Here is a 12,703-nt window from a genome sequence, read left to right on the forward strand (position 1 = left end):
GAACCCAAGATACTTCTATCAACATGTGATTCGGCAGCAAAATTAATTACGTATTTGATTTTATACTTTTCAAAGATGAAATTAATTAATTCAGCATTTACTATATCACCTTTGACAAAAGTATAATTTTTTTTTGATTCAACTTCTTTTAGGTTCTCAAGGTTTCCGGCATAAGTAAGTTTATCAAGATTGACGATAAAATAATCGTCTCTTTTATTAAGAATGTAATTAATAAAATTACTGCCAATAAATCCTGCTCCGCCTGTTACTAAAATATTTTTCATAATTAAAACGCAAAAAATCCGGCAAGGATGCCAGCCTGAATAAAAAATCCATCTGATTTCAGATCAGAAGGGATACCAGATATTGATTGGTCATTTTCAGTTTTCCAGGAATTTCCAATTGATAATTGATAACCGGTACCTATCCGAAAAGCTAAAAATCTATAGAATGGAATTTCAACATTGAGCGTTGGTGAAAAGATCCAAAAATGATTTTCTAATCTTCTTGAAACATTTGAGGTAGATCCATTATTGATCTCATTCCAGATATTACTCCAGCTAAAATTTCCATCGTTATGATAAAGTTCAATACTCAAACTTCCGGCAGCTAATGTTCCGCCGATTGATACACCAATATTTTTAACAAATGGAAGTGTATATTCAATTGTTATTCCACCCCCTCCAATAGAATAGATTACTTCCCTATTAATACCATTTATTGAGGAGGACTTTGAAGTTGAACCGCCAAATCCCATTCCACCAACTCTAAGATTTTTCACAAATCCAATATAGAGAAATCCTGCTCCACCAGTTGTAAATAACCCGCCGGAAGAAAATTCTGGAATACCAACCTCTTTTAGCTTTGTATTAAGTTGGTCAACATTTGGAATTTGCCAACCTGCAATAAATCCGCCGCCTCCACCAAAAGGTGCATCAAAATATCTATTAGTCTGAGAATAAGAAAAAACACTAATTGTAAATATTAAAACAAGAGTTAAAAAATATTTCATAATTCTTTCATAATTTCTTGATAAATTTACCAAAGTAAGTAAGATTTTCAAAAGGATACTATATGATGAATGTGAAAATAAAAAGCAAATAGAAATATTTTAGTGTAATTATAAATCAATAAAATTTATGAAGATATTAATTACTGGTGGAAGCGGATTACTTGGGCAATATCTTAATGTTCAATTGTCGAAACAGCATAATATTTTTACAATTTACAACTCAAATTCGGGCAATTGTAAAAAATATAATTCAGCTAGGATAAACATTTTAAACTACGATGAGCTTAAAAATATTTTTGAAATTCAAAAACCTGATATTGTTGTTCATACAGCAGCTATAACATCAACAACTCCCAATAAAAATATATCTACAAAATTATTTTACAACCTTAATGTTAATGCAACTGCAAAAATTGCCGAGTTCTGTGATACTTATAAAGCAAAACTAATTTATACATCAACAGATTTGGTTTATGCAGGCTATCGTGGTTCAATGCTGAAAGAAGATGCAAAACTTATCCCTGTTTCTATTTACGCAGAAACAAAACTGATGGGCGAAGTAAAGATTCAGCAAACTTTTGATAATTATTTAATACTTCGGACGGCTTTGTTATTTGGAATTGGACTGAACCATTCACAAAATTACTTTCATAAAATGCTTAATGATTTAAAAGACAAAAAAAGAGTAAAGCTGTTTACTGATCAGTATCGCACTCCTCTTTCTCTTAAAGAAGCTGCAAGAATTATTAGTGAGTTGATAGCTAAAGGTATTAAATCGGAAACAATAAACTTCGGCGGACCTGAAAGAGTATCTCGTTATGAGCTTGGAATAAGACTGTGTGAGCTTTACAATCTTGATAAAAGATTATTAGTTAAAATTACATTGGATGATGTACCCGGTTTACCAAAAGTTGAAGATGTGTCTATGAATACAGATAAGCTGAAATCTTTTAAGATAAATCATAAAGGATTAGATGAGATGATTTTAGAGATCTAACCTGAGCCTCAAATATTTCACCAATTCTTCAATTAGAATTTACATTGAGTATTATTTTTTTTTAAACAGATCTGCATTCTTTAGTAATAGCAGTCTTTTCAGTTTTCTTTTGATAACTAATTCTGAGGTTTTGTACATAAACCAATATAACACAGAATTTAACTCATCAGAATTTTTGTTTAATCTAAAATTAGATTTTGTATTACTGTAAAAACTCCTATAATTCTGTTCTTACTTTATTAATAACATCTTCTTCGTTTGAATAAATTTTCCCGCTTTCAACTGATAAAAATAAATTCCGGTTGCCGGATATTTGATACTGGATTCTGGTGAAAATTCAACTTCATAACTTCCTGCAGGTAAATATTCATCAACTAAAGTTGCAATCTCGTTTCCGAGTATATCATATACTTTAAGAGATACATGCGAGATGCTGGATACTTGGTACTGAATTATGGTAGAAGGATTAAACGGATTTGGATAATTCTGAAATAACTGAAATGATTCCGGATTATTTGTTTCAGTAACTCCTGAAGCATTGTTGAATTCATAACACCCAATATCAAAATCATTTCCTTGCGGACGGACAACACCATCTTTATCAATATTCGGAGCTTCATCCCCAATTCCTGCATCAATTGCCGGACTTGTAGCATTCAGGTGATAATCACCGTTACCTCCTGTTGTATTTACAAAGTAAGTTGAAGCATTGTTCATTGTGATCTCAATATTATGATCTGCTGTATATCCGCCGGTGAGTGAGAAATCAGTAGCAATATTGTTTCTAACAATTACTCCCGATGAAGGTGTACCGTTTTTATGATTATTCACCATAATCCAGGGATCCGGATTGGGGCTATTATTATTATCAATAACCGTATTATTAATTATTTTACAATTGATAGCTCCATAAAATGAAATTCCATGCCAGTGATCAGTGATGATTAAATTATTTTCAACAACCCAGTTCTCAAACATACCATCGAACAATCCGATTCCCTGCAAATTACCTCTATAAGGTTGATTGGGATCTTCAAAATTTATAATTGTATTCCCGCGAAGTGTTACATTTTTCACTGTTCCTGTTCCAACTCCACCGCTGCCATAAGACCACGACTGGAATCCATCATCATGATTTTCATCAACATCATACTCATTCTTGATTGTGTTATACTCATAAACATTATCATCACCTAATCCTCGAATACCATCGCCGCGAAAATTTACAATGAGATTGTGAGATACTAATGAATTATTTGCGCTGCAAGCTATCCCATGATCGATGGCAGTAATTGTATTATTAAGTGCTTTTATATTCGATCCATCCATAATAATTCCATTGCCCGTTCGCTCCACCCAATCTATTGCTGTCCAGCCTGAAATATCATCAGAATAATTTATGGTACAATTCTCAACTGTAAGATAACTGCCATCCAGATCAACAGCTTCTGTACCGTCTGCACCACTGGAATATCTTGGTTTAATATCAAATCCAAATAATCGCCAATAGCTGCTGTTATGAATACTTACACTCGAAAAAACAGGTATCGCTCCAGGGTAAGCACGAATTGTAACTAAAGAATTATTATTTTTACCGGAGATTGTAAGATTACCATAACTACCACTAAGCAGACTAATTGTATCTCCACCTTGAACATTATTTATTGCATTTTGTAATTCTGTTGAATTGGATACAATGATTTCAGTAGCAGCAGCTGACTGCAAAAAGACAAAGATTATAATTCCGATAAAGTAAATTATTACTGATTTTTTCATCTTCATTCCTCCTATTTAATCAATATCATTGATTTTGTCTGTGCATAGTTTCCAGCTTGTAATCTGTAAAAATAAATTCCGGATGCTGGATACTTGATACTGGATCCTGGTGAAAATTCAACTTCATAACTTCCCGCTGGAAGATATTCATTAACCAATGTTGCAATTTCATTTCCCAGCACATCATATACTTTAAGAGATACTTGCGAGATGATGGATATCTGATACTGGATTCTGGTAGAAGGATTAAACGGATTTGGATAGTTCTGATGCAAATGAAATAATTGCGGAATAACTTTTTCATCAACTGAGACTGCATTCGTGAATTCATAACATCCAATATCGAATCCACTTCCCTGCGGTCGTGAAATATTGTCAAGATCTTCATAAACTATTGGAAGGACTAAATTTGTTCCGGCATTAACCGTCTGTGCATTTTGCAGAAGATGATAATTGTTATTCGTGTAATCAACAAAAATTTGTTCCTCAGGATTAGCTACCATCGAATGTAAATCATAACCAAGTGACTGCCATTGAGCTAAACTCATATTAGAATTTCCATCATCATTACTTAACCGGTTTACAAGAATATTGTAATCGCTGACAAATCCATTTGCTGAAGCAGCATCAATAGAAATGCTTCCACGAAAACCGTGATGATTAATTAAAATATTATTATAAATAGTATTCCCGGTTGAACCGTCAACAGAAATTATGCACCATCTCCCATCAGATGGCTGTATAATCGTGTTGTTGAAAACTTTATTATTCTTTGATGCATCACCACCATCGATCTGAAACATTGCAATTCCGGTTGCATGATTGTTATAAATAAGGTTGTTATATATATCAGAATTTTGAACACCATCCATATTTATTGCTGAACCACCGCCATAACCATTATCGTGTAAAATATTTCCTTCAACCGAAGCTTTGCTGATAATTCCATCACTGCCCATTGAAATGTCTCCATTCATATGAATTCCACATCCATTATTGTTGAATGAATGATTGTTTCTTATGATTGGTCTATCACTGCTATTGGATACATAAATTCCGTGCTCATCGGCACTAAACGAACAGGTATTATTTTCGACAATTAAATCATCTGTAAATCCAGTGAAGATTCCCCACCGCTGATTGTTATGGCAGTAATTGTTTTTTATAGTTACAAAATCAGATACAGCAGCACGAATTCCGGCACGAGGCTGATCTTTAACTTCAAATCCATCAATCACAATCCAGGAAGCATTCTCGATATTGATTCCATCAGGTGTAACAGAATTCCGTTCATCAATTACAACATTATTTTCTATTGCTTTAAAGACTATTGGGAGAATTTGAGTTCCATTGGTACGGATATCAAACCCGGCATAATTTCCAGCAAGAACTAAAACCGAATCTCCTGCTGCAACAATATCAGCTGCATGCTGAAGAGTGGCAAAAGCAGTTTGAGCTGTTAAACCATTATTGCCATTGTTCCCTGTTTCGGAAACATAGTAAGTTGTTTGTGCAGTTATTTGAAAACAGAATATTAATCCAACCAAAGTTAAAAGAGTAAGAAGTTTTATCATTTCATTTACTCCTGAAATATTTTTTATGTTACGTTTTTTTGCTGCAATTAAAATACCAGCGAAATGAAGATATGAAATGCATTTAACATCAGTAATGACATAGTTGAAGTGTTTAAATGTGAAAATTCTGACAGTCAACAGGTAATTTTTGGCTTTAGGGATCTTGCCCTAGATGACGGAATTATTAAAATAAAAAACTCCCAACTCATTTTATTGCCGGGAGTTTTTTGAAAAGATAAATGAAAAATTATTTCATAAGTATCATCTTCTTTGTTTCAACAAAAAAACCAGCGGTTAGTTTATAGATATAAATTCCACTAGAGAGATTCCGACCTTCGCCGGAATGACTGCTGAATTCTGTTTCATAAGTTCCTGCTGGTAAATATTCATCAACTAAAGCTGCAACTTCATTCCCAAGCACATCATAAATCTTTAATGTTTGCCAACTGCTTACTGGTGACTGCCAACTGATCTTTGTTGTTGGGTTAAATGGATTGGGGTAGTTTTGTGCCAAATTATAATCATCAGGATTGATTTCATTTTTATTTTCCTCAACAAATGTAACCCCACCGTTTGTTGTTTTTAGAATTGTTCCTTGATAGCCCACAGCCCAACCAGTTAGTTCATCTGTGAAAAAAACTGAGCTTAATGTATTTATAATTCCGGCTATTTGTGTGAACCAATCTGTTCCTCCGTTTGTTGTTTTTAAAATTTTCCCATAGATCCCCGCTGCTTGACCCACTGCATAGCCTATATTGGAACTGGTAAAAAAAATTGATTCCAGGCTCGCCGCCTGACTGATTGACTGCGTAAACCAGTCTGATCCTCCATCTGCTGTTTTAATAATTGTTCCATACTGTCCTGCTGCCCAGCCAATATTTTCGTCGATAAAGAAGACTGAATTCAGCCTGCCTATGGTATCACTTGTCGTAGAAGTCCAATCTGTTCCGCCATTGGTTGTTTTAAGGATTGTTCCTGGATCATATATTTGTCCGCCTACAACCCAGCCTGTGTTTTCATCGATAAAATAAACTTCCATCAGATCAACCAAAGTACCGCTTGACTGTGGCGACCAATAGTTCCCATTTGTTGTCTTTATAATTCTTCCTCCAGATCCAACAGCCCAGCCGGTGCTATCACTGATAAAAAAGACTGAATACAAAGAATACCCTCCACCCGATGAAACCCAATTTTCTCCACCGTTAGTTGTCTTTAGAATTTGCCCACCCTCTCCTACAATCCACCCGGCATTTTCATCAATAAAATGAACGGATGCTAAATGGTTCATTGTTCCACTAATTTGTGGATTCCAGGTTGTTCCTCCGTCTCCGGTTTTAAGAATTGTTCCAAAAGTCCCCACAACCCAGCCGATACTGCCGTTAATAAAATAAACATCAGTTAAAGAATTTGTGGTCCCGCTGTTTCGCGGTATCCATTGTGCCTGATTTGCCTGCACTAAGATTAAAGAAGCAGCAATTAATAGCAAGATCTTTTGCATAATTTATTACTCCTTTTATTCATTTCAAGGTGGAATTCATCAGTTAAAAAAATTTTTGTTTAGCGTACACCTTAATCATAAAATTTTTTAGATTTTATTAAATTGAAATTATCGGATAAGCATCATCTTCTTTGTTTGAACAAAATTTCCTGTCCGTAAAATGTAGAAATATACGCCGGAGGCGTATCCGTCTCTGGCGGAAATTCCGCTAGAGAGATTCTGACCTCCGTCAGAATGACTGCTGAATTCTGTTTCATAAGTTCCTGCTGGTAAATATTCATCAACTAAAGCTGCAACTTCATTCCCAAGCACATCATAAATCTTTAATGTTTGCCAACTGCTTACTGGTGACTGCCAACTGATCATTGTTGTTGGATTAAACGGATTGGGATAATTTTGAAAAAGCTCAAATGTTTCAGGAAGATTTTTCTGAGTATCAACATAAACAGATGTACCTACCAATCTGCCGCTTGTGTCAACCATGGAAGCATAAATATCATAGTCTCCTGTCCGGCGGTCCTGCCAGGTAGTAATAATATTATTATTGACAGTAAAAATTAATTGTGGTAAAGTTTGGCTTAATGCAGGTACACTGATAGGAACTCCATTTGGTGTCCAGTTTAAATTTCCATTACTCATAACTCGCTGAGCATAAATATCATCTTGAGAACCGATACGATGATCCTGCCAAACTATAATAGCACCACCTGTTCCATCGCTTACAATGTCAGGTTCCTTCTGTTCATTAACAGCTTCACACACGCTTACACCATTCAACGCCCAAAGAGCGTTTCCGTTTGAACTGATACGCTGGGAATAAATATCAGCATCTCCGCTAACATTACGATAATCCCTCCAGCAAATAATCGCACCGCCATTCAAATCGGAAGTTATCTGAGGAAAAACCTGATCCTCAGCTGACTGACAAACAGCAACTCCACTTGTATCCCATAATCTGAATCCATCCTCATTAATTCTTTGAGCATAAATATCCACATTACTTGCATTACGGATATCGTGCCAGACGAGTATCGCCCCGTTTGCATTATCATTTATTAATTGACAATTCAATTGGTCGTTGGCTTCCGTACAAACCCGTACGCCGTTGTTAGCCCAAAGTATGTTACCATTATTGTCTATCTTTTGAGCATAGATGTCAAATGCACTATATCTTTTATCCTGCCATGCAATGATTGCTCCTTCACTGCTGTCAGCAATTATCTGAGGATAAGACTGTTCATTTACAGCCGAACAAATTGCAATGCCATCAACAGCCCAGATAATATTACCATTCGCATCAACACGTTGTGCATAAATATCATAGCCCAGACCACTGCGATAATCTTTCCAGACTATTATTCCTCCACCGTTTCCATCGCTGATAATTTTGGGCTCAAACTGTTGGTTAGTTGCTGTACAAATTGGTATTCCATCTGCCGTCCATTGGTTAATGCCGTTGTTATCAATTCTCTGCGCATATATATCAGCATTACCTGTACGATGATCCTGCCATACAACAATAGCACCGCCGCTTCCATCAATTGCAATTTGAGGAGTAACCTGATCATCTGTAGCAGAACACACCGCGACACCATCAATCGTCCAGGCTGGATATCCATCTGAACTAATTAACTGTGCATAAATATTGTCATCATTAAAGAAACGGCTGTCTTCCCACACAATAATAGCTCCACCACTACCGTCATCAACAAGCTGAGGAGCCTGTTGATAACCGGAAGCGGTACAGATCGGATTATTGATAGTCGAATCAGATGACCACTGTGCCTGTAAATTTGTTATAAACAACAATATCAGAATCATTAATAAAGTTTTCATTATTTCACTTTTAAGAAAAATATTTTCATTTTCTATTTCATCAAGGCTATCTGACTAAAACCATTTTTTTAGTCTGGTAAAATGATCCGGTACTGATGCTATAAAAGTAAATTCCGCTTGCAAGATTATTAGCATTAAACTGATACTCATGCTGCCCGGCTTTAAGTTCGGTATCTACCAGCGTACTAACTTCTTCACCAATTATGTTGAAAATCTTCAGAGTAACATTAGCTTCTTCAGGTAATTCAAACCGTATAGTTGTTGATGGATTAAACGGATTAGGATAATTCTGTGAGAGAGAAAAATTCTCAGGAATTTGCTGGAAAGTTTCCTCACCGATAGCAGAGATGTTTCCTGTACTATAAAGAACAAACAGAGAGTCATTACCACTATTATCTGTTGCTATAATCGCAAGATCTGTTTTTCCATCAAGGTCAAAATCTGATGAAACAACACCACGCGGTATTCCTGTTGCAATTGATTGGAAACAATTTAGTTCAGGAGTAAAATTACCTGTACCATCGTTAAGGAAAACAGTCAATCCATGATTTTCTAAAGCCCAATTAACACTTGCAAAATCCAGGTCATCATCATTGTCGTAGTCAAGTCTAGCAAATCCTCTTCCATTTTCAACAGCCATAGGTTCAGGCTGGAAGTTGAAGTTTCCTTCATTGCGTAAAAGGTTACATTCATTATCCGAAAAGCCCGTTGTAATAAGATCATTGTCTGAATCATCGTCAAAATCACCTAAGATCACACTGTTTTGATATAAATAATTCCCTCCTACTCCATCTATTTGATGAAATGGGTTCCAACGTTCAAAGTAATAATGATCGCAGGCACTCGGGAAGACAGTAAATATGTTGAAAAACTCCCAACTCGTGAACCGTCCTGTTGGGTGTAAGCCTGCAATATCCACCAAATTATCTCCACCGATATCGTCAACAACAATCGACCAGGGACCCCAGGGAATAGTGTCAATCTCATTGCCGTAATGCTGGTAGTCATAACAGAGTTGTCTGTCTCCAAGATTCATAACAACTCCTATGAATGATGAATAATAAGGAGAAGCATTAGGATGAGCGACAAAGATAACTTTGAGACTATCATATAGCTGATAAGGCTCGGGGACAAGATGATATGTTCGTCCTTGAGTAATAATTTCACTTGATTCAGGAAATCCTCCTACTCCATCACCCCAATAGACTTTAACCAGCGCAGAGTCACCACCAACGATCAGGTCAAGATAACCATCATCATCAAAGTTGCAGAAGGCGAGAGTTGTTGGTTTGAAGCCGACATTCAGAATTCCTGATTGAAGGAAAGATCTTGACTCGGGAAGATTATGGAATAAAAGAACCTGTTCATTTTCATAATCTGCAATTGCTAATCCATCAGCCATAAGATTATCAAACTTGCCGTATGCAATTGAATTACAAATGCTGGGAAGAGAAGTCCTGAAAACATCTTCAAACATTGGATTTGAACGCAGATTTCCTTCATCAGCTCCTCTTGTTGGTTTTGTTAAACTGCGCAAGTCGCCATCAACATCATCCACAATTCCGGGATAAGGAATTCCAACAATTTCCGGATCCTGCGCCTGGCAGTCAGAGAGATGAGGATATTCTTCACCTATGTCAAAATATAATTCCTTGAAAATTGAATTGGAATCCAGACCTGTTGCAGCTTGGTATGAACTAAGACTTGTGTACCGATTAGATCCGACTGCAGCAAGGTACACGGAGCCAGGTTGATTATAATCATAGTAGAATACATTGTAATCAGAAATCACTCCCGATATATTTCCATTTTGTTTGAAGACTACTACAGCTTCAACGATAGGTAAACCTTCGCCGCTGCCGTAATCAAAAACAATGTTGTTCAAGACTTTAGATGAGTCAGAGCCTTGGCCTAGATAAATTCCATAACTTATTTGTACGCGATAAGGGTGCACAATAGTGTTGTGTATAATAGTTGCTTTTGTATTTGCTATGATTCCATAACGTCCTATAACTGGTAATCCCCAGCCTCCAACTGAAGCGCTTCCCGAGATCATGTTGTTCACAATCAACATTGATAATGGGTTACTGCTTAAATTGTCCACTTTGATTGCCCGGAAAGTAACGACTTGACCACTAGAGCCTCCTCCATTCTTGATGATGTTACTCTCGATAAGACCGGAATCGGCATAGACGATTATGCCATTTAGGCTTCCATAACCATTTGCATTATCCAGATAATTACGACGGACAATAGTTTTATGTGCTTTAATATTAATCCAATTTCCATAAGAACTACCGTGGTGATGAGCATCGAGAAATTGATTATCCTCTATAATTACACCGCCACTGCTACCTCCTGCACCACCTATTTCAACAGAATTCATTAATTGTAAGAAAATATTTTGCCGTATTATTATTTCAGCAGTATTAGTACTTCCATTAACACCAGAATCAGTTCCGCGTGTAGCTCCTCCACCTGAATTTGAATTTCCGATAAATCTGCATCCCTCAATAATAATGTCTTCAGTAATCGGATTATAGGAGAAAAATGCATCAATACGAAGAAGGAAATCAGCTCCGAACCCTGTCGAGTCATTATCCTCAAGCGTGATGTTTCGAATCGTAACGTGGTCGATTCTAACAAGCACAAGCGCCGTACTCGAAGAACTTGTCAGGTCAATTCGCAGTATGACATTCTCAACATTACCACCGGCATTTTGATCCGGTTGAAATGTTATGCGATTATCTGCAGAAAGACCGGCAACTGCACTATCAAGAATCATAACTGAACTTACTCCACCATCACGCATATAAATTCCCGGACGAATGTTCATAAAAACCGGACCGGAAACACCTCTTGCATTAAGTGCATCAGCAGCATTTTGCAGTGTGAGAAAATCTGGTGAAGAACCACCAACAGTGTAATTACCGTTTAACGGTTGGGCATTAAGTACGCAAATTGGTATGAGGAAGAAAAGAAGAAATAAATATTTCTTAACTCTCCATTTGAAATTTAAACTGTATTTCATTGCTTAGCCTCCTTGTTTATAGTCAAATTTTTTAATTGAAAAAGGTTCAACAGAGTCAAGAGCAGAGTTAATTATCATCCGCTCTGAATTTCTCTTCAATGTTTTCATAAATACTTCCTTGTTTTGGATTAGATACCCGGTTACTTATTAAATTATTATCAAGTGATTTATTTCAGATTTTATTGTCTGATTTTTATATACGGCTTTTCGTAACAATTGACACCTCTCGAATAATTTAATTGAAATAACTCCGGATAATTTATTTTTTAAGGAATCTGTTTTCAATCACGCAATTGCGTGATTTTTAAAGATAGAGGCTTGAATATTTTAAAGAAGCTTTTCTCTTATTGCTTTGGAAATTGCACTGCTGCGGGAATGAACTTCCAGCTTTGCGTAGATGTTGCGGATATGTGAATCGACAGTATGATGGCTGAGAAATATTTTATCTGCAATTAATTTTTTACTTAAGCCCTCAACCAACAGACTTAAGATTTCTTTTTCTCTTTCAGAAAGACCATAACCATCAGATTTTATATTATGGTCACGGAACATATTAAGCACTTTCTTAGCGATGTGAGAATTCATTGGTGCGCCGCCGTTCATAACTTCACTGATAGAAGATACAATTTTATCTGATGACAGATCTTTCAGCAGATAGCCGGAAGCACCAGCACAAATTGCATTAAATACATTCTCATCATCATCGTGAATAGTTATGATAATTATTTTTGATGATGGAGACAATTTTCTAAGCTCAGGTATTACTTCAATGCCATTCATTCCCGGAAGACCAATATCAAGCAGAATTATATCGGGAACTAACTCTTCCTTTTCAATAAAATCAAGAGCGGCTTCACCAGAACCAAACGAATGCCTGCAGCTGATCTGACCGCTCTTGTTGATAGCCTCCTTAAGCGAATCTCTTAACAGCTCATTATCTTCAATAATAATTACATCGGTTAATGATTTCATTTTATAA

Annotated in this window: 9 protein-coding genes (1 of these 9 cut by a window edge); 1 reads left to right on the plus strand and 8 read right to left on the minus strand. The window is 36.1% G+C overall.

The genetic code is table 11. From position 1 onward, the window contains the following. Both rfbB and ROY99_15265 read right to left on the minus strand, forming a co-directional pair. On the minus strand, positions 1-284 hold the start of the coding sequence (gene rfbB, locus ROY99_15260; GenBank protein ID MDT3697732.1) for a dTDP-glucose 4,6-dehydratase. Its footprint begins 733 nt before the window's first position; the window shows 284 of its 1,017 coding nt (coding positions 1-284); its start codon is at positions 282-284; its stop codon lies off the left edge, out of view. Between the two features lie 2 nt (positions 285-286). Then, positions 287-1,012 (minus strand): hypothetical protein, encoded by a 726-nt coding sequence (locus ROY99_15265; protein ID MDT3697733.1) that lies wholly within the window; start codon positions 1,010-1,012, stop codon positions 287-289. A gap of 127 nt (positions 1,013-1,139) precedes the next feature. Here ROY99_15265 and ROY99_15270 point away from each other — a divergent pair, with 127 nt between their 5' ends. Further along, on the plus strand, positions 1,140-2,009 hold the full coding sequence (locus ROY99_15270) for an NAD(P)-dependent oxidoreductase (protein MDT3697734.1): 870 nt from the start codon (positions 1,140-1,142) through the stop codon (positions 2,007-2,009). Between the two features lie 231 nt (positions 2,010-2,240). Here the strand turns inward: ROY99_15270 and ROY99_15275 are convergent, their stop codons facing one another. From ROY99_15275 to ROY99_15300, 6 genes are all read right to left on the minus strand, one after another. Next, a complete protein-coding gene (locus ROY99_15275; GenBank protein ID MDT3697735.1) occupies positions 2,241-3,785 on the minus strand; it encodes a choice-of-anchor Q domain-containing protein in 1,545 nt (514 codons plus the stop codon). An 11-nt stretch (positions 3,786-3,796) separates the two neighbouring features. Beyond that, the gene (locus ROY99_15280; protein ID MDT3697736.1) at positions 3,797-5,359 is read right to left on the minus strand and encodes a right-handed parallel beta-helix repeat-containing protein; all 1,563 of its coding nucleotides are present in this window, start codon (positions 5,357-5,359) and stop codon (positions 3,797-3,799) included. 247 nt (positions 5,360-5,606) lie between these two features. Continuing rightward, positions 5,607-6,857, minus strand: coding sequence for a YCF48-related protein (locus ROY99_15285; protein ID MDT3697737.1), 1,251 nt, complete (start codon positions 6,855-6,857; stop codon positions 5,607-5,609). A 108-nt stretch (positions 6,858-6,965) separates the two neighbouring features. After that, on the minus strand, positions 6,966-8,693 hold the full coding sequence (locus tag ROY99_15290) for a T9SS type A sorting domain-containing protein (protein MDT3697738.1): 1,728 nt from the start codon (positions 8,691-8,693) through the stop codon (positions 6,966-6,968). A 46-nt stretch (positions 8,694-8,739) separates the two neighbouring features. Continuing rightward, a complete protein-coding gene (locus ROY99_15295; protein MDT3697739.1) occupies positions 8,740-11,724 on the minus strand; it encodes a T9SS type A sorting domain-containing protein in 2,985 nt (994 codons plus the stop codon). A 327-nt stretch (positions 11,725-12,051) separates the two neighbouring features. Next, positions 12,052-12,696 carry a response regulator transcription factor gene (locus ROY99_15300; protein MDT3697740.1) on the minus strand — a complete coding sequence of 215 codons (645 nt, stop codon included), beginning with the start codon at positions 12,694-12,696 and terminating at the stop codon, positions 12,052-12,054. Positions 12,697-12,703 lie beyond the last annotated feature (7 nt).

The sequence above is a fragment of the Ignavibacterium sp. genome, assembly GCA_032027145.1.
Classification (GTDB): Bacteria; Bacteroidota; Ignavibacteria; order Ignavibacteriales; family Ignavibacteriaceae; genus IGN3.